The following is a 19559-nucleotide window of genomic DNA, read 5'->3' on the forward strand; positions in this document are numbered from 1 at the left end:
GTGTCGCGCAGGGGGTCCGTGGTTTTCGTATTCGCTGGGCGCGCGGCGGCGAGCGACGGCTCAGGCGCGCGTTGGTGGGGGATACGTTACGACGACAGCATGCGAATTTGTGAGCGGGGTCACTCACAATTTCGATGCTTAGCTGTGATTCCTGTCACGTACGCCCGTCAGGGGCGCTGCCCTTGGGCGGGCAACTTAACCACAGTCACGAAAAAATCGTCTATCTGCCGGACAACCCGGATAAATTGCTCAAAATCCACCGGTTTGGACACATACGCGTTGGCATGCAACCGGTAGCTGTGCAGGATGTCCTCCTCCGCCTCAGAGGTTGTCAGGATCACCACCGGGATCGTCCGCAACCCGGCGTCGGCCTTGACCTCGGCCAGCACCTCCATGCCGCTCATCCTCGGCAGGTTGAGGTCGAGCAGGATGAGGTCGGGCCGCGGCGCGTCGGTGTATCCGTCCTCGTTACGCAGGTACGCCATCGCCTGCTCACCGTCGTTGACCACGTTGAGCCGGTTTCGCACCTTGTTGAAGTCGAAGGCCTCCTTGGTGAGCAGGATGTCACCCTGGTCGTCCTCCACCAGAAGCACCTCGATGGGGCGCCCCTCATTCATCGTCGTCTCCCGCGGCCGGCAGTGTCCAGCGGAACGTCGTGCCCTGGCTCTCGGCATCGCCGTCGAGCCAGAGCTGTCCGCCGTGGTACTCGACGATCTTGCGGCAAAGTGCCAGCCCGATGCCAGTACCCGGATACACGTCGCGGGGGTGGAGTCGCTGGAAGATCAGGAAGATGCGGTCGGCGTACTTGGGCTCGACCCCGATGCCGTTGTCGGAACAGCTGAACTCCCACATGTCGCCGGACCTGGTGGCCCCGATGTGGATGCGCGGGGACGCCTCGGAGCGGAACTTGATCGCGTTCTCGATCAGGTTCTGGAACAGCTGCGTGAGCTGCACCCGGTTGCCCCTGACCGCAGGCAGCTCGTCCCTGGTGACCGTGGCCTCGGTGTCCTCGATCGTGGCCGACAGGTTCTCCAGCGCCGTGTCGAGCGCCTTCCCCGCGTCGACCGCGGTCCGCTCGCCGGTCACCCGGCCGACCCTGGAGAAGTCGAGCAGGTCGTTGATCAGCAGCTGCATGCGCTTGGCGCCGTCGACGGCGTAGTGGATGTACTGCTTGGCCCGATCGTCGAGCTGGGAGCCGTAGCGCTGCTCCAGCATCTGCGTGAAGCTGGCGACCTTGCGGAGCGGCTCCTGGAGGTCGTGGCTGGCCACGTACGCGAACTGCTCCAGCTCCCCGTTGGACCGGCGCAGCTCCTCGGCCTGGTCGTCGGCCGTCCGCCAGGCCGACACGATGCGGCCGCGCATGGAGTCGACGTGGCTGGACAGCTCGGCCAGCTCCGCCGGCCTGTCGACGTGCAGGGCGTGGTCGAAGTCGCCGGCCGCCACGGTGCGGACCTGCTGGGTCAGCTGGTCGATGGGCTTCAGCACGACGTACCGGATGATGAAGGCCAGCGCGATGCCGAACGCGAGCATCACCGCGAAGAGCACGATCAGCGCCAGATTGAGCTGGTCGAGCTGCTGCTCGACGGCGGGCACCTGGGCCAGCGCGCGAGCCCGCGCGCCGAACATCATCGCGACCACGATCCCGGCCAGGAGCACGACGCCGGCCACCAGCCCCATGACCAGGAACCAGCGGGCCACGGGCAGCCTGCCCAGCCCGGTCGGCTCCTTGGGGGGAGGCAGCGGGTTGATGCTCATGGTCTCCTCCTCCGGACCAGGACCACGGCGAGGTCGTCGCTCAGCGTGCCCACGTGCTTGATGAGCCGGTCGAGGTCGATGGCGCCGTGCTCGCGTACGAGATCGAGCAGGCCCTCCACGCCGAGCAGCTCCTGGCCCTCGCCCACCACGGCCTCGATGAGGCCGTCGGTGTAGAGCATCATGGACCACTCGTCGCCCAGCGGCACGTCGATCATCGACCACTCCGCGTCCGAGAAGATCCCGAGCGGCGGCCCGGAGGGCGTGCCGTCGACCACCTGGACGGCGCCGTCGCGCACCAGCACCGGCGGCGGGTGCCCGACCACGCGCATCCTGGCGTGCCGCAGGTCGGGGCTGATCGTGGCCATGCACAGCGTGGTGAAGATCTCGGGGGTTTTGCGCTCGGCCCGCAGCACGGCGTCCATCGTGCGCAGCAGCGTGTCGTCCGTCTGACCGGCGAGGACCAGCGTGCGCCAGGCGACGCGCAGCGCCACGCCGAGCGCCGCCTCGTCGGGGCCGTGCCCGCACACGTCGCCGACCACGATGTGCACCGAGCCGTCTGCCGTCTGCACGGTGTCGAAGAAGTCGCCGGCCAGCGTGCCGCCGCTGCCCGGCAGGTAGCGGGTGACGTGCTCGATCGCCTCGGTACGCAGCAGAGGGCCGGGGAGCAGCGCGCCCTGCAGCCTGGCGTTCTCCTTGGCCGTCAGCTCCGCCTGCACGAGGTCGAGATGGGCCAGGTCGGCCCGCTTGCGCTCCATCGAGTATCGGATGGCCCTGGCCAGCAGCCGCTCGTCGATGTCGCCCTTGACCAGGTAGTCCTGCGCGCCGGCCTGGACGGCGGCCACGCCCACGTGCGCGTCCCTGAGCCCGGTGAGCACCAGCACGGCGGTGTGCGGCGCCAGCGCGAGCACCTCCTCCAGGGCCTCCAGGCCGCTCGCGTCGGGCAGCGAGAGATCGACCAGCACGCACTGGATCTGCGACGTCAGCTTGGCCCTGGCCTCCTGCAGGCTGCGTGCCCAGAAGATCTTCGGCGGCGCGGGGGCCTGCTTGAGCAGCTCCTCCACGAGGAAGGCGTCACCGTCGTCGTCCTCGATCAGGAGCAACGTCAGCGTCTCCGAAAGATGTGCCGTCAAAACGCCTCACCAGGGGGGTCGGTCCGTCCAGGTCATTCTGCGATGAGATCCACCCCTTGCGGAAGCGTACCTTCGTGACCGGCCTCCACGACGAACGACAGCAGGGTCTCCCTGAACGCCTGGGCGGCCCTGGTCGGCTCGACGTCCTTGCGCTGGGCCAGCGCGATCGTACGGCTGAGCCCCGGCGGCGCGAGCGGCGTGCCGGACAGCCCGGGGCGCCCGTCGAGGACCATCGAGGGCACCACGGCCACGCCCAGCCCCGCCTCCACGAACCGCAGCACGGCGTCCATCTCGCCGCCCTGCACGGAGAACCTGGGCTCGAACCCGGCCTGCCGGCAGGCCGCCAGCGTGGCCTCCCGCAGGTCGTAGCCGCGCCTGAACATCACCATCTGGCGCCCGCGCAGGGACTCGATCTCCATGTACGGGCCTTTCGGCCGCTCGTGGGAGGGCGCGGCCACCACCAGGTTCTCCCGCAGGATCTCCTCGGTCACCAGCGAGGGGTCGTCGCTCTGCAGCGGCATGATGATCAGCGACAGGTCGAGCTGCCCCCGCGCGAGCGCCCTGACGAGGTCACGCGAGCCGCCCTCCTCCACCAGCAGCTCGATCCCCGGGTACGCGCGGTGGAAGCGCGCCAGCGCGTCGGCCATCAGCCCCGCGCAGAGCGACGGCGTGGCGCCGAGCCGCACCCGGCCCCGGCGGAGCCCGGCGAGCTGGGCCACCTCCTGCCTGGCGGTGTCGGCGTCGGCGAGGATCCTGCGGGCGAGCGGCAGCAGCGCCTCACCGGCCGGCGTCAGCGTGACGTTGCCCCGGGCCCGGGAGAACAGCGGGGCGCCCAGATCGGCCTCCAGGGCCTTGATCTGCTTGCTGAGCGACGGCTGCGCGACCCTCATGCGCTCGGCCGCCTGGGTGAAGTGCCTGGCCTCCGCGACCGCCACGAAGTACGCGAGCTGCTGCAACTGCATGTGATTTTCCTCGCACCGAGCGGCGTCGTTTCCGTGGGGCGACCGTACAAACCAGACATCATAGCCGGTGGCTATCGAAACCAGGCCCGTGATGACTTGGACGGATGATTGCTGGATACCTAGCGTTTGAAGGCGTGACTGCCACGATAGAGCGCGGCGCAGCCACCGCGCCTGTTACCGCTCCCAAGAACGCTCCAACGAGCAGGAGGCCCGGCGGGTTCCTGCGCTCGTCGAACGGCAAGAAAGCCGTCATGGCCGTCACCGGGGCCGTGATGGTGCTCTTCCTCGTCCTCCACATGCTCGGCAACCTCAAGATCTTCCTGGGCAAGGACTCGTTCAACGAGTACGCCCACGCGCTGCGTACGCTCCTGGAGCCGATCGCGCCCTATCGGACGGTGCTGACCATCCTCGAGGTCGGCCTCGTCGTGTCGGTCGTCCTGCACATGTGGGCCGCGATCTCGCTGGCCCGCCGCGCCCGCCAGGCCAGGCCGGTCAAGTACGTCGCCAAGAAGTCGCAGGCGAACGGCTACGCGACGCACATCATGCGGTTCGGCGGCCTCACGATCCTGCTCTTCCTCGTCTGGCACCTGCTGGACCTGACCTTCGGCGTCGTGAACCCCAAGGGTTTCGACTCCGCGCCCGCCGACCGGATGATCGCCGGCTTCGACGCGTCCCGGTGGTGGGTGACCCTGATCTACGTGGTCGCCGTCGTCATGGTCGGCCTGCACCTGCGGCACGGCATCTGGAGCGCCTTCCAGACCCTCGGCTGGGCCAACCGCACGCGGAACAAGGCCCTCCGGCCGGTCGCCGGGCTGGTGTCCGCCGTGCTGGTCATCGGGTTCCTGGCGCCGCCGCTCGCGATCACCTTCGGAGTTGTGAAGTAATGAAGTTCACGGAAGGCCCGGAGATCCGGGACACCAAGGCTCCGGCCGGGCCCATCGAGGAGCGGTGGGAGAAGCGGAAGTTCGGCGCGAAGCTGGTCAACCCCGCCAACAAGCGCAAGCTCAACGTGATCGTGGTCGGCACCGGCCTGGCGGGCGGCTCGGCCGCGGCGACGCTGGGTGAGCTGGGCTACAACGTCACGTCGTTCTGCTACCAGGACACGCCGCGCCGCGCGCACTCCATCGCCGCGCAGGGCGGGATCAACGCCGCCAAGAACTACCGCGGCGACGGCGACAGCATCTACCGGCTCTTCTACGACACGGTCAAGGGCGGCGACTTCCGCGCCCGCGAGTCGAACGTCTACCGCCTGGCCCAGGTCTCGGTGAACATCATCGACCAGGCCGTGGCCCAGGGCGTCCCCTTCGCCCGCGAGTACGGCGGCCTCCTCGACACCCGCTCCTTCGGCGGCGCCCAGGTATCCCGTACGTTCTACGCCCGCGGCCAGACGGGCCAGCAGCTCCTGCTGGGCGCGTACCAGGCGCTGGAGCGGCAGATCGCGGCCGGGACCGTGACCATGCACACCCGGCACGAGATGCTCGACGTGATCGTCTCCGACGGGCGGGCGCGCGGCGTCATCGTGCGCGACATGGTGACCGGCGAGATCGAGCGCCACCTCGCCGACGCCGTGGTGCTGGCCACGGGCGGCTACGGGAACGTGTTCTTCCTGTCCACGAACGCCAAGGGCTGCAACACGACGGCGATCTGGCGGGCGCACGAGCGCGGCGCGTACTTCGCCAACCCCTGCTACACGCAGATCCACCCGACCTGCATCCCCGTCTCCGGCGAGTACCAGTCGAAGCTGACGCTGATGTCGGAGTCGCTGCGCAACGACGGCCGCGTCTGGGTGCCGCTGCGCAAGAACGACACCCGCGCCCCCGGGGACATCCCGGACGAGGAGCGCGACTACTACCTGGAGCGGATCTACCCCGCCTTCGGCAACCTGGTCCCGCGTGACATCGCCTCCCGCGCCGCCAAGAACGTCTGCGACGAGGGCCGCGGCGTCGGTCCCGGCGGCCTGGGCGTCTACCTGGACTTCCGCGACGCCATCGGGCGTCTCGGGCGCGACGCCGTGGAGAAGAAGTACGGCAACCTCTTCGAGATGTACGAGCGCATCACCGGCGAGAACCCGTACGACGTGCCGATGCGCATCTACCCGGCCGTCCACTACACGATGGGCGGGCTGTGGGTGGACTACGACCTGCAGTCCACGATCCCGGGCCTGTTCGTCGTCGGCGAGGCCAACTTCTCCGACCACGGCGCGAACCGCCTCGGCGCCTCGGCGCTGATGCAGGGCCTGGCCGACGGCTACTTCGTCCTGCCGACCACCCTCGGCGACTACCTGGCCGCCGGTCCGTTCGGCGACGTGGACGAGGAGGCCGTGGCGGAGGCCGAGATCAAGGTCCGGAACAAGATCGACCGGCTCCTGGCCGTGAACGGCACCCGTACCCCCGACTCCTTCCACCGCGAGCTGGGCAAGCTCATGTGGGACTACTGCGGCATGGAGCGCACCGAGGAGTCGCTGCGCAAGGCGCTGGAGCGCATCCCCGAGCTGCGCGCGGAGTTCTGGCAGAACGTCAAGGTCAGCGGCACGGCGGAGGAGCTGAACCAGGTCCTGGAGAAGGCCGGCCGCGTCGCCGACTTCTTCGACCTGGCCGAGCTCATGTGCCTGGACGCCCTGGTCCGCACGGAGTCCTGCGGCGGCCACTTCCGCGCCGAGTCCCAGGACGCCGACGGCGAGGCGCTGCGCGACGACGAGCACTTCGCGCACGTGTCGGCCTGGGAGTCCACGCCCGACGGGCCGGTGCTGCACAAGGAAGCGCTCGAGTACGAGTACGTCAAGATGAGCCAGCGGAGCTACAAGTGAACCTGACCCTCAAGGTCTGGCGCCAGAGCGGCCCTACCGATGCCGGCCGGATGGTGACCTACCGAGTCGAGGACGTCTCCCCGGACATGTCCTTCCTGGAGATGCTGGACGTCCTCAACGAGCGTCTCATCCTGGAGGGCGACGACCCGATCGCCTTCGACCACGACTGCCGCGAGGGCATCTGCGGCATGTGCGGCATGGTCATCAACGGCGTCGCGCACGGCGAACAGCGCGCGACGACGACGTGCCAGCTGCACATGCGCCACTTCGAGGACGACGCCACGATCACCATCGAGCCGTGGCGCGCCGCCCCCTTCCCCGTCGTCAAGGACCTGGTCGTGGACCGCAGCGCCTTCGACCGGATCATCCAGGCGGGCGGCTTCGTCTCGGTCCCGGCCGGCTCGGCCCCGGACGCCCACAGCATCCCCGTACGCAAGGAGGACGCGGACTCGGCCTTCGACGCGGCGACCTGCATCGGGTGCGGCGCGTGCGTGGCGGCCTGCCCGAACGGCTCCGCCTCCCTGTTCACCGCCGCCAAGATCACCCACCTGAGCCTGCTGCCCCAGGGCCAGCCGGAGCGCCTGTCCCGCGCCAAGGCCATGGTGGACCAGATGGACGCGGAGGGGTTCGGCGGCTGCACGAACACGGGAGAGTGCACGGCGGTGTGCCCCAAGGGCATCCCTCTGGACACCATCGCCCGCATGAACACCGACTACCTGAAGGCCAACGCCAAGTAGCAGGCTGCACCCCAACTGGACAGTAGGCCGCCCCGAGCAAAAAGGGCTTCCCCAAGGGAGCGCTTCGCGCTCGGGGCTCAGGCTGTTTCCATAAGGCGCCTGTCGGCGCACCCCACGCCTTCGGCGGCTGGTCGGGCCCACCCGTTGCCTGGTTACCGGCTGGGCCTGCCGGAGCCCACCCCGGACCAAGGTCTTCGCCCAGCAGGGGCATACCTTGCAGCGATTCGACAACGCATTGGCCTGGTCTTCGGCTGTACGAGCGGTAGCCGTACGGATATCAGCACTGAGACCGCCTTCGCGGATGTCCCAGCCGTACGCCGAGCTATGATAGTCAGGCCTATCATAGCTGTGACCATGATTACCTGGATGGTGGTGGCGGCATGCTTCGTAAGCCGGAACGCCTGTTCGGGCGTGACACGGAATGGGAGGAACTGGCTGATTTCGCCAGTGCCCCCGCGAACGGTGCCACCTTGGGGCTGGTCTACGGGCGTCGGCGTCAGGGCAAGACTCTCATGCTCGAACTGCTCGCCCAGGAAACCGGCGGCCTGCTTTTCGCCGCCACCCAGCAGACCGAGGCACAGAACCTGGCCGATCTCGGCGCCGCCTACGCCGCCTATCGCGGGCTGCGGCAGCCGGTCTCGTTCGGCAACTGGCGGGAAGGGCTCGACGAACTGCTCCGGCTCGGCGAGGAGCGGGCGATGCCCGTGATCGTCGACGAATTCCCCTACCTGGTCTCCGCGACCCCGGCGCTGCCGTCGTACCTGCAGCAGGCGTTGAGCCCGACGGGATACGCGAAGGAGCACACTCGTACCCGTCTGATCCTCTGTGGCAGCGCGTTGACCACGATGGCTCAGTTGCTGGGTGGAGGTGCGCCACTACGAGGCCGAGCGGTGCTCGAGCTGATCGTGCGGCCTTTCGGGTTTCGCGATGCCGCTGCCTTCTGGGGCCTGACCGGCGACCCGGAGCTGGCTTTCCGGGTGCATGCCCTCGTCGGAGGTACCCCCGCGTATCTGGAGATGTGCGGTGGGTCAGGTCCGGCTGATCTGGACGGGTTCGATCGATGGGTGCAGCGGCGGTTGCTGAATCCCGCCTCGGCGATGTTTCGGGAAGGTGGGCTGCTGCTCCGGGAGGAGCCTTCGATTTCCGACCCAACCTCGTACGCGGCCACGCTGAGCGCCATCAGCGCGGGCAACCAGCGTCGCTCGGAGATCGCCGCCGCCCTCGGCCGCCCCGTGAGCGCGTTGGCACATTTGCTCAACGGGTTGCGGAGCATCGGCCTCGTCGAACAGGTCGACGACGCGTTGCGTGACAAGCGAAGCGTTTTCCGGATCGCCGAGCCGATCGTCCGCCTGCACCAGTTGATCACGCAGCGCCGCGAGCCCGAGCTCGTCAGCGGCCAGGCCGCCCGCGTCTGGCGTGCCAACGCCGACACGGTCGCCTCGAAGATTTACGGTCCCCACTTCGAAGACCTCGCCCGGGAGTGGTGCTTCCTTCATGCCTCCGGCGACACGCTCGGTGGGATGGCCAGTGCCGTACGCCCGAGCGAAATCCCCTGCCCAGCGCACCGCAAAGGACATGAACTCGACATCGTGGTGACCGAGACCAATTCCTTCGCCACCGATCGGATCATCGCGATCGGTGAGGCCAAGGCCACGCTCGCACCTATGGACGTCCCTCAGCTTCAGCGGCTGGATCACCTGCGTGCGCTGCTTCCAGACGCCCGGATTGGCAAGCAGCCCAAACTGCTGTTGTTCGCACGCTCCGGATTCACCAGCGATCTGGTGGAGGGGGCGCGCGGGCGGGCGGACGTTGAGCTCGTGGACCTGAACCGCATGTATTCAGGGGGCTGACGTGCGCGCCGCCATGTGCTTCGCGGGGCGGCCATCCCCCCAGCGGGGGGAGCGATCAGAAGCGGAACATCTCGGCGAATCGATCGAGTAGCGCGGGATTGCCTTCTATGCGCACGCTGCCGTCGTGGAGTACTTCGTCGGGGGTCCTGCTGCCACTCATCAGTTCGCGGATGGGGTGGCCGGTGAGCCGTTCGATGACGAGGTCGGGGGCGGGGTGCGGGCCGATGCCGACCGTGAGCATTCCATCGATGATCTGCAGGCGGAGCGTGAAATCTCCCATGCGGACCTCGTAGCCGACGGTGACTCCCAGGGCTGCTTCCGGCCGGTAAGTGGTGCGGAAGGACATGGCGACCGACTCGGCGGTGACGAGCTCGCCGGGGCGAGGCTCGGTGAGTGTCCGCGCGCCCCAGCGGCCCAGTGCGATCAGCGCCGGTTCGAGGTCGCGTCCGTAGTCGGTGAGCTCGTAGACGACCGCGCGTTCGGGATGCGGTAGCGCGCGACGGGTGGCCAGTCCTGCCTCTTCGAGTTGTTTGAGGCGGGCCGACAGGATGTTGGTCGGGATGGCGGGCAAGCCCCTGTGCAGGTCCGTGAAGCGCTTGGCCCCGGTGAGGAGGTTGCGGATGATCAGCATGCTCCACCGTTCGCCGACCATCTCCATCGCGCGGGCCAGGCCGCAGAACTGTCCGTACTCCCGGGATGCCATGATGCAGATCTTACATCATGATTCAATTGACAAACCGTACTTGCAAAAGACAAGCTTACTGCTCGCAGGGCCTTCCCGTGAAATGGAGAAACGCATGTCGTTCCAGGCGTACCTCGACAACATCGAGGACAAGACCGGACTGACTCCACGTGAGTTCATCGCTCTGGCGAAGGAGCGCGGCTTCGACGAACCGTCCGTGAAAGCCGGCGTGATCATTGACTGGCTGAAGCAGGACTACGACCTTGGACGTGGGCACGCGATGGCGTTGGTGCACGTGATCAAAAAGGGGCCGAAGATCGACGCCAAACACGTCGGCGGCTCGGGTTCCCATCGCGATGAGTCCGACACGCTATGGCTGGACGGCAAGAACAACCGACCCTGACGAGTTGACCCGGTAGCCCGGAGCAAGGGCATGGGCGTCTGGGAGTCGCACCTGCTCGCAACCGCAAAAATCACCCTGTCCTCGATAATGGGTGGGAAATCCTTCCTGGTCACGCCACACTGATCAAGAACCAGTGAGGAGATTTCATCCCATGCCTAACCAGCCCGCACCGAACCTGCTGTCGTGGGCCAGCGAGATCGACGAAGGCGCGATCACGCAGGCCGCGCGCACCGCCCGCCTGCCGTTCGTCTCCGGCCACGTCGCTCTCATGCCCGACGCGCACGTCGGCATCGGTGCGACGGTCGGCTCGGTGATCCCCACGGAAAACGCGATCATCCCGGCCGCCGTCGGCGTGGACATCGGCTGCGGCATGGTGGCCACCGAGACGACGCTCACGGCCGCCGACCTGCCCGAGACCCTCGCCGCCCTGATGCCGATGGTGGAGCACCGCATCCCCGCCGGCGTCGGCAAGGGGCACGAAGACCCGGCGGTCGACCGCGCGCTCAGCGACCTCGGGCTCCCGCACACCGACCTCACCCCCAAGCAGACCAAGAAGGTGAGCGACCAGTTCGGCACGCTCGGCTCGGGCAACCACTTCGTCGAGGTCTGCCTGGACGAGCGGGACCACGTCTGGACGGTGCTGCACTCGGGGTCGCGCGGCATCGGCAACCAGCTCGCCCAGATGCACATCACGGGCGCGAAGAAGCTGATGAAGCAGCAGGCCGCCGGCCTGGAGGACCCGGACCTGGCGTATCTCGTGCAGAGCACGCCGGAGTTCACCGCGTACATCGAGGACATGCTGTGGGCGCAGCACTACGCCATGGCCTCGCGGGCGCGGATGGACCGGGTCCTGATCAACGCCCTGTTCAGGGTCGTCGGCAAGGGCGAGCGGGTCCGTACGATCAATTGCTTCGCCGGCGAAACCGGGGTGATGACGAGCGGAGGCGTGCGGCCCATCGCCGAACTGTCCGGCGGCGTCCATGAGTTGCTCAGTACCGATGGCGAATGGGTCAAGGCTCCCGTCCGATCCTTCGGCCATCAGAAGCTCATGCGCGTACGGCTGTCGCGGAGCGGCGTCGAGAAGGTCGTCTACGCCACCCCTGAGCATCGGTGGCTTCTCCGGGCGCACAGCAGCGGCGGCACCCGGTACTGGGGGAAGCGGCCCGCTGAGGTGACAACGGCCCAGCTGAAGGGAGGCGACCGTCTCGCTTGGACCTTCGCCAAGAGACCAGCTGGCATGGGCGTGGACAGGACAGGTGCGGCCCGGGGTTTCGTCTTCGGTGACGGATCGGTGTCGTCCCCCAACAGGTCCCGTGCGACCTTCTGTGGCGAGAAGGACCTCCACCTGCTGGAACTCTTCGAGGGGATCGGCAGACCGCTGCGGACGTACGACAATATGAAGGTGATCAACGGCTTGCCCGTCGATTGGAAGACGAGCATGCCACCCCTCGACAGCGCACCTTCTTACCTGTACGGCTGGCTGGCCGGATACTTCGCTGCCGATGGCGACGTCGGTAGGACCGGACGGCCCACTCTCGCTTCGGCCTCCCGCAAGCACCTGGAGCAGGTACGCGTAATCTGCAACCTGATTGGTGTCGGCACGTACGGGATCCGCGAGCACAAGCGTGTCGGCTTTGGAACCAAGCCGACCTCGCTCTATCTTCTGGGGCTGATGCGCGGGGACCTCGACCCTTCGTTCTTCCTCATCCCGGAACATCGGGAGCGCTTCGAGGCGGGTCGCGGTGCGGTGGAACGGCGGGGCTGGACCGTGTTGGCCGTCGAGGACACCGACCGGGTCGAAGAGGTGTTCTGTGCCGTGGTGGACGGCACCCACGCCTTCGCGCTGGAAGACAACATCCTTACCCGGAATTGTCACCACAACTTCACCCAGCAGGAGACCCACTACGGCAAGACGTTGTGGATCACCCGCAAGGGCGCGATCAAGGCCGACACCGGTGACGAGGGCGTGATCCCGGGCTCGATGGGCACGCGCTCGTACATCGTGCGCGGTCGCGGTAACCCCGAGTCGTACAACTCGTGCTCCCACGGCGCGGGCCGCCGCATGTCGCGTACCAAGGCGAAGCGGGAGCTGTCCGCGGCTTCGCTCAAGGCGGCGATGGGCGGCCGCACCTGGAACGCGGATCGGGCCGCCGCGCTGGTGGACGAGCACCCCGAGGCGTACAAGTCGATCGACCAGGTGATGGCGGACCAGCAGGATCTCGTGGAGGTCCAGCACACGCTCCGCCAGATCTTCAACTACAAGGGGTAGGACACTCGGTTCCCCGCCGAGCCGATCATCTTCAGCGTGAGCTCGTGGAGTCGTTCCGCGGCGGCCGGGTCGAAGGACCCGGGGTCGAGGGCGATCCGGCGCTCTCGCATGAAGGCGCTGAGCGGCTCGGCGGGCGGGTCGTCGATGCGGGCGACGATCGGTTTGATGCCCTCCTCGACCGGCAGTCCGTGCTTCTTGAGCGCCTCCACGTGCGCGGCGGTCGCCGCGTCGTACTCGCCGGCGACGCTCGTCGAGACGCCTCCGGGATGCATGAGGACGTAGCGGGTACGGCTGCCGTGCCGGGCGGCGAAGGCCACGCCCAGCAGGTCGTTCGCCTTGCCGGCCTGGAACTGGGCGGCCATGCCGTCGTACCCGCGTTCGAGCATGAGGTCGTGCCAGCGGATGAGGCCGGTCGGCTGTCCGGGGCCTGAGACGTTCACGACGAGGCGGGGCGCGGTGAGGCCGTGGCTGAGGAGGAAGCGGCTCAGGTAGTCCAGCGCGAACGTTCCCTCCAGGCCCTCCGCCGTCACGAACCGGTGCGTGCGGAAGTAGCGCGCGCACAGCACGAGCGCGTCCACAGCCGGGAATTCGGCGTTGATTTCGGCGATCACCCGCCGGTTCTCGCTGATCAGGCTCAGGTCCGCCGGGATGAACACCGCTCCGGGCAACGCCTTGGACCTGTCGCGGCCGATGACGGCCACGGTGTCGCCCCGTTCGAGGTAGGTGCGGGCGAGGGCCCGTCCCATGCCGTCCGTGCCGCCGCTGATCACCAGTGTCCTCATGACGCGCTCCTCGCGGGCTCCGCTTCCGGTACAGCCTCCGTACGGGGCCGGCCCGGCAGGAGCGGGACGGCGGCCAGGATGATCACGATCACCGCCACGACGAGCCAGAAGATGCCGTGGAAGCCGGTGATCACGTCTCCGGAGGTCTGGAGGATGAGCGTGACCACGGCGACGCCGAGCGCCGCGCCGAGCTGGTTGAGCATGTAGAGCACCGAGCTGCCCTGCGCCACCATGGACGGTGGCAGGGCCCGGTAGAGGGAGCCCATCGTGGGCGCGCTGAAGCACCCGCTGCCCAGCCCGATCGTGAACGCCGCCAGCGCCGGCCAGATCTCGGCCGTGTCCGCGCCGATCCGGGTGAAGGCCAGCGCGCTGAGCCCGGCCAGGAGCGCGCCGCCGGTGGCCAGGCCGCGGGCGCCGAGGCGGTCCGAGAGCCGACCGGCCAGCGGCATGGCGAGCGCGCCGCCGAGCCCCAGTGGCGCCATCAGCAGCCCGGCGGCGAGCACGCCGTGCCCGTGGGCCTGCTGGTAGTACAGGGGCAGGGCGAACAGGGCGGCGAAGAGGGCCAGCCCGCCGAGGCCCATGATCGCGACGCTGGCGGTGAAGCCCCGGTTGGTGAACAGCCGCAGGTCGATCAGCGGTGGAGTTCGACGGTCACGCAGGGCATGCGCCGCGTAGGCGAGCAGCAGGAGCGCGCCCACGCCCAGGGGGAGCAGCGCCTGCCAGGCGGTGAACGCCCCCTGTTCGGCCGTCTGCGACAGGGCCAGGACGACGGCCGCGAACCCGGGCCCGAGCAGCGCCAGCCCCACGACGTCGAGCCGCGCCGACGACTCCTCGGACGGCTCGTCGGCGGGGATCACGCGCAGCGCCAGCAGCAGCGCCACCAGGCCGACGGGCACGCTGAGCAGGAACATCCACCGCCACGACAGGCCGGCCAGCACGGCGCCGCCCGCGATCGGCCCGAGCACGGGTCCCAGGGACAGGACCACGCCCATCAGGCCCATCACCCGCCCGGCCCGGCGCGGCCCGGCGGCGCGGGCCAGCAGGATCAGCACGAGGGGGTCGAGCAGCCCGGCCCCGAACCCCTGCACCACGCGGAACACGATCAGGGCGCCCACGTCCCAGGCCACCCCGGCCCCGAGCGATCCGGCGAGGAACAGCGCCAGCCCGGCCAGCCACAGCCGCTTGCCGCCGAAGCGGTCGACGGCCCAGGTGGTGAACGGGATGGTGGCCGTCACGGCCAGCAGGAACCCGGTGGACGTCCAGCCGATCGTGCTGAGCGAGGTCTCGAAGGTCGCGGCCAGGGTGTCGATGGCGACGGCGGCCATCGTGCTGTTGAGGATGCCCAGCAGGCCGCCGAGCAGGATCACACCGATCATGCCCAGCAGCCGAGCGTCCAGCCGGTCGTCCGGCTCATTTGAACTCATGGGTTCAAACTAGTTACCTCATTCGTTCGCTCGCAACCCGTACGTCCATGAAGTTGAACTAGCGGGTACAATTCGGAGGCATGGCCACCACCACGCGCGGGCGCATCGACAAGCGGCAGGCGATCCTGGAGGGCGCGTTCGCCGTGTTCGCCCGGCTCGGCTATGCGCAGGCGTGCGTGCAGGACATCGCGGACGAGGCGGGCGTGGCCAAGCCGACGGTCTACAACCACATGACGGACAAGGCCACCCTGTTCAGGAGCGCCGTCGAGGCCGCCGCGCAGATGACGCTGAACGCCCGCCTGGCCGCCCTGGAGCCGCTGGCCGACCCGGGCGAGGACCTGCGTGCCACGCTGGAGGGTGTCGCCGACGAGCTGCTGCGCCTGCACACCGACGGCCGCTCGTGCGCGCTGCGCCGGCTGCTCTACTCGGAGATCCTTCGCTTTCCCGACATTCTCGACATCGTCAAGGAGAGCGGCCCGGACCGCCTCAACCAGGCCCTCGCCGATCGGATGGCCCGGCTCGCGCTCGCGGGGCGCCTGCGCGCCGCCGATCCCGACATCGCGGCCGAGCAGTTCATGGCCCTGCTCGTCGGTCCGCTGGAGGCCCGTTCCCAGATGGGCACCCGCACGATCCCGGAGGGCGAGCTGCGAGAGCTGGCCCGCGCCGCGGTCCGGGCGTTCCTCGACGCCTGGGGTGCTGACTAATCTCGCCGACAAGGTCCCTTGTCGGTAGCGGGCAAGCTATATAGTCTGCCGCGTGTGGTGGAACGAGACGACTATGCGGCCATCCGCGATCGGATCATCGGGCTCTCCCACACCCATGGCTTGCGCTGCGACTGGGCGGAAACGACGAAACGCCAGCGATTCCTCCTGCTGTGGGACGCCGAGGGCCGGGTCGCGGCCCGCGCGATCGTCCCGCTCTACCCTGGGGAGACCCCGCACCTGGTGGACTCCCTCGAACGGGGGCTCGCGCACCTGTTCGGTGACGACTGGCTGGAGGATCCATGACCGCGGACCGCGTTGACGTTCACATCACCCTGGCGGGCAGCCTGTGGCTGGCCCAGGTGGACGGCGTGGCCGGCGGCATGTCCGCCCGCACGTTGAAGGAGCTGCACGGGGACGTCGCCGAAGGGCTGCCGTTCCTCTTCGCCGACCGCCCGCAGGCGCCCAAGCCCGTCTACCACTACGCGCTGCCCGGCCTGTCGGAGCAGGACCTCGACGACTTCGCCGCCCTCCAGCGCCAGGCCGCCGCGATCGCCGAGGACTACACGCGCACGCTCAAGAAGCGCGTCAAGCACATGCACGAGCTCGGCCTGTCGGACGGGGACATCGGCGAGCTGCTCGGCCTGACCAAGCAGCGCATCCAGCAGATCCGCAGCAGCGCGAACGACGAGTCCCGCCAGGTCTCCTAGAGCGGCGTCCCGGCACGCGAACGGCGCCCCCTCTCGCGAGGAGGCGCCGCCGGGAATCGGGGACTACCTGACCCAGAGGTAGTACCAGCCGGTGCCGTTGAGCGTGCACTTGTACTCGTCCCAGCCCTCACGCTGGTACGACTGGCCCATGTCCACACACTTGCTGTAGCTGGTGTATTCGCCGATGTATGTCCAACTGGCGGCCTGGGCGGGGGCGGCGATGCCGATGGCGGCCAGCGCCGCGATGCCCGCGGCGACGATACCTGCACGAACGCGCATGCGTGATCTTCCCTTCCTCCGGGGGTTCCGCATACAACGATCATGGACGGCCCTACAAGACTGCTATAGAGCGGCCACAAATGCGTCAGGAGGACAGCGCCTGGTAGGCGGCCAGCAGGAAACCCATGCCGCGGTCGTCGCCCTGGCTGAGCATCCGGTTCATCACGTACGCCACCGTCATGCGGGCGTCGAGGTCGATCACGACCAGCGAGCCGCCCATCCCGCCCCAGAAGCACGTACGCGGCTCCAGCAGCCCGTAGCCCATGCCGTACCACATCCGCGTGCCCAGGACCCGGTCGAAGCCCCGGAACTGCTCCTCGACGGCCCGCGCGCAGCCCTCCTCCGACAGCAGCCGCACGCCGCGCAGCGTCCCGCCACAGGCCAGGACCGACTGTACGAGGCCGACCGAGCGGGCGTTGCCGTGCCCGTTGCCGGCCGGGATCTCGGCGCGCCGCCAGGGGGTGGTGTTGGCCTCCTCGGGCCGCAGTACGGGATTGGCGGGCAGGTCGGGCGGGGCTTCCATGGGCGTCGGGGGCGGGATGACGGGGGCGACCCTGGGGTCGTGCCCGGCGGCGAGGCCGATGTGGAAGTCCGCCCCCAGCGGCCCGGCCACCTCCTCGGCGAAGAAGGCGCCCAGGCTGCGCCCGGTGACGCGGCGGACGACCTCCCCGACCAGGAAACCCTGGGTGATCGCGTGGTATCCGGCCTCGGCGCCGGGCTCCCAGCGCGGCGCCTGCCCGGCCAGCCGCGTCGTGGCCAGCCGCCAGTCGTAGAGGTCCTCGACCGTCATCGGCTCGTCCCAGCTGGGCAGGCCGGCGGTGTGGGAGAGCAGGTGGCGTACGAGCACCCGCTCCTTGCCCGCGGCGGCGAACTCCGGCCAGTAGGCGGCGACCGGCGCGGCCAGGTCGAGCTCGCCCCGGTCGGCGAGGATCAGCGCGCACAGCGCCGTCATCGGCTTGGTGGTGGACCAGACGTTGGTGATGGTGTCGCGCTCCCAGGGGACGGTACGGGCCGCGTCGGCGTACCCGCCCCAGATGTCCACCACCGCCTCGCCGTCCACGTGGACGGCCACCGAGGCGCCGACGTCGTCCTTGTCCAGGGAGGCGGCCAGCAGCTCGCGCACCTCGCCGAAGCGGTCCTCGCACACACCATGGATCTCGGCCATGGACGGAAAGTAGCCCGGCGCCCCGCGGGCGGGCCACGGATTTTTTGGCATACTCCTGGTCATGGTCGTGCTCGAGACGGAACGACTTGTCATGAGGCCGCTGACGGGCGATGACTTCGACGACTACGCCAGGATGCTCGCCGATCCCGAGGTCGCGGACGGGCTGGCGGAGAGCGTGGGGACCTCCCGGGCCGACGCCTGGCGGAGCCTCGCCACGTTCATCGGGCACAGGGAGATCCGCGGCTACTCGCATTGGGCGCTGGTCGAGAAGGCCACGGGCCGGTTCGCCGGGCGGGCGGGGCCCTGGCGGCCCTACGGCTTCCCGGGGCTGGGAGTCGGCTGGTGCCTGGCCCGCGACCACTGGGGCAAGGGCTATGCCACCGAGGCGGCACGGGCGGCCCTCGACTACTGCTTCGGCACGCTCGGCGCGACGGAAGTGATCTCGCTCATCCTGCCCGGCAACGCGCGGTCCGTCTCCGTCGCCGAACGCATCGGGCACTCCCACCTGCGCGATACCGAGTACCGGGGCCAGCCGGTCCACGTCTACGGCCAGCGTCGGTAGGCTGCGCCGCATGGAGGTCGGCGAGCTGCTGGGGTCCGGGCGCACGGCGGATGTGTACGCGATCGACGACGAGCGGGTCCTGCGCCGCTACCGGATACCGATCGACGCGCGGCGGGAGGCGGCGGTCATCGCGCACGTGGCCGGCCACGGATACCCGGTGCCCGAGCTCTACCCCGACGCGGGGGCGGCCACCGAGCTGGTGATGGGGCGGCTGTCGGGGCCGACGATGTTGCGGGCGCTGTCCGACGGGGAGATCACGGCCGAGGAGGCGGGCGGGATCATCGCGGGGCTGCTGCGGCGGCTGCACGAGATCCCGGCGCTGGCGTCCGCCGACCCCGGTGACCGGGTGCTCCATCTGGACCTGCACCCCGACAACGTCATGCTGACGCCCCGGGGCCCGGTCGTGATCGACTGGTGCAACAGCCAGGACGGGCCGCCCGGGTTCGACTGCGCGATGTCCGCGGTGATCTTCGCGCAGGCGGCCGTGGACGAGGTCGAGTTCGCCGAGGTGGCGCGGCGGGGTCTCGTCGCGCTGGTCGCCGGGCTGGGCGCCGCCATGGACTTCGGTGAAGGGCTCGACCGGGCCGGGGCGCGCCGGGCCGCCGACAAGGCGCTCACCGAGCGGGAGGCCGGGCTGGTGGACGCGGCGGTGGAGCTGATCCGCGGCCTGCGGTGAGGCGCTGCTACTCCGTCCAGGCGGCCGTGGTTTCGAGACGTTCGTACCAGAGCTTCTCGGCTGCCCCGCCGGGCTCCCAGCGGGCGCAGAAGTCGATCAGGTCGCGGCAGCGTGCCACCATGGCCTCCCGGCGCTCCTCCCACGAGGGGACGGGCCCGTCGTAGGCGGCGAAGAAGCGCGAGAGCAGCGGAACGTGCTCCGGGTGGTGGCTGCGGATGATCCACTCGCACCACGCGAGGTCCTCGACCGGGCGCCCGGGGTGGGCCCACTCCCAGTCGAGGATCGCGGTCGTCCGGAACGTGGCCGGGTCGAACAGCATGTTCTGCGGGCCGAAGTCGCCGTGCACGATGCCCAGCCGGTGGATGCCGGACAGGACCCGGCCGCACTCGGCGAGCACCTCGGCGCCGTGCCCCTCGTCGATGAGGTCCTGGCCGTGGGCGCCGGAGACGAAGCGGGTGGTCAGGCTGGTCGAGGTGACCTGGTGAACGCGGGGGACCGGGAGCCGGCCGCGCAGCCGGCGCAGGTATCTGCTCTCCGTGCCCAGCCGGAACGCCGCCTCCGGACCCTGGTAACACTTCACGACCAGGGCGCCGTCGCCGACTGTGCTGTTGGTGTACCCGTGCTTCACAAGGGTCGATTCTGGCCTACTCCCGCCCCTGCCAGACG

21 protein-coding genes are annotated in these 19559 nt (G+C 69.2%); 11 read left to right on the plus strand and 10 right to left on the minus strand.

Features of this window, described 5'->3' with window-relative positions:
• Positions 1-167: 167 nt before the first annotated feature.
• Genes AB0J87_RS31310 through AB0J87_RS31325 form a run of 4 tightly spaced genes read right to left on the minus strand, consistent with a single transcriptional unit; the run spans position 168 to position 3847 of the window.
• Positions 168-617 (minus strand): response regulator, encoded by a 450-nt coding sequence (locus AB0J87_RS31310; protein ID WP_350725597.1) that lies wholly within the window; start codon positions 615-617, stop codon positions 168-170.
• Positions 610-1755 carry an ATP-binding protein gene (locus tag AB0J87_RS31315; RefSeq protein WP_363970848.1) on the minus strand — a complete coding sequence of 382 codons (1146 nt, stop codon included), beginning with the start codon at positions 1753-1755 and terminating at the stop codon, positions 610-612. The genes AB0J87_RS31310 and AB0J87_RS31315 overlap by 8 nt, the downstream gene beginning before the upstream one ends.
• Positions 1752-2885, minus strand: a complete 1134-nt coding sequence (locus AB0J87_RS31320; protein WP_363970850.1) for a fused response regulator/phosphatase — start codon at positions 2883-2885, stop codon at positions 1752-1754. Before AB0J87_RS31320 ends, AB0J87_RS31315 begins: the two co-directional genes overlap by 4 nt.
• Before the next feature lie 32 nt (positions 2886-2917).
• Complete coding sequence (locus tag AB0J87_RS31325) at positions 2918-3847, minus strand: LysR substrate-binding domain-containing protein (RefSeq protein ID WP_363970852.1); 930 nt, start codon at positions 3845-3847, stop codon at positions 2918-2920.
• Positions 3848-3981: 134 nt separating this feature from the next.
• On the opposite strand from AB0J87_RS31325, the gene AB0J87_RS31330 reads away from it, so the two are divergent.
• The 4 genes from AB0J87_RS31330 (at position 3982) to AB0J87_RS31345 (ending at position 9240) form a co-directional block, all read left to right on the plus strand.
• Entirely contained in the window at positions 3982-4731 is a 750-nt protein-coding gene (locus AB0J87_RS31330) for a succinate dehydrogenase cytochrome b subunit (RefSeq protein ID WP_350725590.1), read from the plus strand.
• Entirely contained in the window at positions 4731-6653 is a 1923-nt protein-coding gene (locus AB0J87_RS31335; protein WP_350725588.1) for a fumarate reductase/succinate dehydrogenase flavoprotein subunit, read from the plus strand. Before AB0J87_RS31330 ends, AB0J87_RS31335 begins: the two co-directional genes overlap by 1 nt.
• Complete coding sequence (locus tag AB0J87_RS31340; protein ID WP_350725586.1) at positions 6650-7390, plus strand: succinate dehydrogenase/fumarate reductase iron-sulfur subunit; 741 nt, start codon at positions 6650-6652, stop codon at positions 7388-7390. Before AB0J87_RS31335 ends, AB0J87_RS31340 begins: the two co-directional genes overlap by 4 nt.
• A gap of 380 nt (positions 7391-7770) precedes the next feature.
• Positions 7771-9240, plus strand: a complete 1470-nt coding sequence (locus tag AB0J87_RS31345) for an ATP-binding protein (RefSeq protein WP_363970855.1) — start codon at positions 7771-7773, stop codon at positions 9238-9240.
• Between the two features lie 55 nt (positions 9241-9295).
• Here AB0J87_RS31345 and AB0J87_RS31350 read toward each other — a convergent pair whose 3' ends face one another.
• A complete protein-coding gene (locus tag AB0J87_RS31350) occupies positions 9296-9943 on the minus strand; it encodes a helix-turn-helix domain-containing protein (RefSeq protein WP_363970856.1) in 648 nt (215 codons plus the stop codon).
• A 94-nt stretch (positions 9944-10037) separates the two neighbouring features.
• Between AB0J87_RS31350 and AB0J87_RS31355 the strand changes: the two genes are divergently transcribed.
• Together AB0J87_RS31355 and AB0J87_RS31360 are read left to right on the plus strand one after the other, a co-directional pair.
• Entirely contained in the window at positions 10038-10325 is a 288-nt protein-coding gene (locus AB0J87_RS31355; RefSeq protein ID WP_355197268.1) for a DUF4287 domain-containing protein, read from the plus strand.
• A gap of 151 nt (positions 10326-10476) precedes the next feature.
• Positions 10477-12594: an RtcB family protein gene (locus tag AB0J87_RS31360; protein ID WP_363970858.1), complete on the plus strand. Its 2118-nt coding sequence runs from the start codon at positions 10477-10479 to the stop codon at positions 12592-12594.
• On the opposite strand, the gene AB0J87_RS31365 is transcribed toward AB0J87_RS31360, so the two are convergent.
• Complete coding sequence (locus AB0J87_RS31365; RefSeq protein WP_363970860.1) at positions 12582-13376, minus strand: SDR family NAD(P)-dependent oxidoreductase; 795 nt, start codon at positions 13374-13376, stop codon at positions 12582-12584. The two genes, AB0J87_RS31360 and AB0J87_RS31365, sit on opposite strands and share 13 nt — an antisense overlap.
• On the minus strand, positions 13373-14800 hold the full coding sequence (locus AB0J87_RS31370; protein WP_363970862.1) for a DHA2 family efflux MFS transporter permease subunit: 1428 nt from the start codon (positions 14798-14800) through the stop codon (positions 13373-13375). Before AB0J87_RS31370 ends, AB0J87_RS31365 begins: the two co-directional genes overlap by 4 nt.
• 80 nt (positions 14801-14880) lie before the next feature.
• On the opposite strand from AB0J87_RS31370, the gene AB0J87_RS31375 reads away from it, so the two are divergent.
• Genes AB0J87_RS31375 through AB0J87_RS31385 form a run of 3 tightly spaced genes read left to right on the plus strand, consistent with a single transcriptional unit; the run spans position 14881 to position 16211 of the window.
• Positions 14881-15504 carry a TetR/AcrR family transcriptional regulator gene (locus AB0J87_RS31375; protein WP_363970864.1) on the plus strand — a complete coding sequence of 208 codons (624 nt, stop codon included), beginning with the start codon at positions 14881-14883 and terminating at the stop codon, positions 15502-15504.
• Between the two features lie 54 nt (positions 15505-15558).
• Entirely contained in the window at positions 15559-15807 is a 249-nt protein-coding gene (locus AB0J87_RS31380; RefSeq protein WP_185068507.1) for a hypothetical protein, read from the plus strand.
• A complete protein-coding gene (locus AB0J87_RS31385; RefSeq protein ID WP_350725575.1) occupies positions 15804-16211 on the plus strand; it encodes a hypothetical protein in 408 nt (135 codons plus the stop codon). The genes AB0J87_RS31380 and AB0J87_RS31385 overlap by 4 nt, the downstream gene beginning before the upstream one ends.
• Positions 16212-16274: 63 nt before the next feature.
• On the opposite strand, the gene AB0J87_RS31390 is transcribed toward AB0J87_RS31385, so the two are convergent.
• Positions 16275-16490, minus strand: coding sequence for a hypothetical protein (locus AB0J87_RS31390; RefSeq protein WP_363970866.1), 216 nt, complete (start codon positions 16488-16490; stop codon positions 16275-16277).
• Between the two features lie 85 nt (positions 16491-16575).
• Positions 16576-17655 carry a serine hydrolase domain-containing protein gene (locus tag AB0J87_RS31395; RefSeq protein WP_363970868.1) on the minus strand — a complete coding sequence of 360 codons (1080 nt, stop codon included), beginning with the start codon at positions 17653-17655 and terminating at the stop codon, positions 16576-16578.
• A gap of 61 nt (positions 17656-17716) precedes the next feature.
• On the opposite strand from AB0J87_RS31395, the gene AB0J87_RS31400 reads away from it, so the two are divergent.
• Complete coding sequence (locus tag AB0J87_RS31400; protein WP_350725569.1) at positions 17717-18217, plus strand: GNAT family N-acetyltransferase; 501 nt, start codon at positions 17717-17719, stop codon at positions 18215-18217.
• 10 nt (positions 18218-18227) lie between these two features.
• Positions 18228-18893, plus strand: a complete 666-nt coding sequence (locus AB0J87_RS31405) for a phosphotransferase (protein WP_363970870.1) — start codon at positions 18228-18230, stop codon at positions 18891-18893.
• 7 nt (positions 18894-18900) lie between these two features.
• Here AB0J87_RS31405 and AB0J87_RS31410 read toward each other — a convergent pair whose 3' ends face one another.
• Positions 18901-19521 (minus strand): phosphotransferase, encoded by a 621-nt coding sequence (locus AB0J87_RS31410; RefSeq protein ID WP_363970872.1) that lies wholly within the window; start codon positions 19519-19521, stop codon positions 18901-18903.
• Positions 19522-19559: the final 38 nt, after the last annotated feature.

The organism is Nonomuraea sp. NPDC049625, from assembly GCF_040675285.1.
GTDB classification, from domain to species: domain Bacteria; phylum Actinomycetota; class Actinomycetes; order Streptosporangiales; family Streptosporangiaceae; genus Nonomuraea; species Nonomuraea angiospora_A.

Bases quoted from the DNA above. Each gene is read 5' to 3' on its own strand.
- AB0J87_RS31310 (WP_350725597.1), bottom strand. From the start codon at position 617: ATGAATGAGGGGCGCCCCATCGAGGTGCTTCTGGTGGAGGACGACCAG.
- AB0J87_RS31315 (WP_363970848.1), bottom strand. From the start codon at position 1,755: ATGAGCATCAACCCGCTGCCTCCCCCCAAGGAGCCGACCGGGCTGGGC.
- AB0J87_RS31325 (WP_363970852.1), bottom strand. From the start codon at position 3,847: ATGCAGTTGCAGCAGCTCGCGTACTTCGTGGCGGTCGCGGAGGCCAGG.
- AB0J87_RS31335 (WP_350725588.1), top strand. From the start codon at position 4,731: ATGAAGTTCACGGAAGGCCCGGAGATCCGGGACACCAAGGCTCCGGCC.
- AB0J87_RS31345 (WP_363970855.1), top strand. From the start codon at position 7,771: ATGCTTCGTAAGCCGGAACGCCTGTTCGGGCGTGACACGGAATGGGAG.
- AB0J87_RS31350 (WP_363970856.1), bottom strand. From the start codon at position 9,943: ATGGCATCCCGGGAGTACGGACAGTTCTGCGGCCTGGCCCGCGCGATG.
- AB0J87_RS31355 (WP_355197268.1), top strand. From the start codon at position 10,038: ATGTCGTTCCAGGCGTACCTCGACAACATCGAGGACAAGACCGGACTG.
- AB0J87_RS31360 (WP_363970858.1), top strand. From the start codon at position 10,477: ATGCCTAACCAGCCCGCACCGAACCTGCTGTCGTGGGCCAGCGAGATC.
- AB0J87_RS31365 (WP_363970860.1), bottom strand. From the start codon at position 13,376: ATGAGGACACTGGTGATCAGCGGCGGCACGGACGGCATGGGACGGGCC.
- AB0J87_RS31370 (WP_363970862.1), bottom strand. From the start codon at position 14,800: ATGAGTTCAAATGAGCCGGACGACCGGCTGGACGCTCGGCTGCTGGGC.
- AB0J87_RS31375 (WP_363970864.1), top strand. From the start codon at position 14,881: ATGGCCACCACCACGCGCGGGCGCATCGACAAGCGGCAGGCGATCCTG.
- AB0J87_RS31385 (WP_350725575.1), top strand. From the start codon at position 15,804: ATGACCGCGGACCGCGTTGACGTTCACATCACCCTGGCGGGCAGCCTG.
- AB0J87_RS31390 (WP_363970866.1), bottom strand. From the start codon at position 16,490: ATGCGCGTTCGTGCAGGTATCGTCGCCGCGGGCATCGCGGCGCTGGCC.
- AB0J87_RS31395 (WP_363970868.1), bottom strand. From the start codon at position 17,655: ATGGCCGAGATCCATGGTGTGTGCGAGGACCGCTTCGGCGAGGTGCGC.
- AB0J87_RS31400 (WP_350725569.1), top strand. From the start codon at position 17,717: ATGGTCGTGCTCGAGACGGAACGACTTGTCATGAGGCCGCTGACGGGC.
- AB0J87_RS31405 (WP_363970870.1), top strand. From the start codon at position 18,228: ATGGAGGTCGGCGAGCTGCTGGGGTCCGGGCGCACGGCGGATGTGTAC.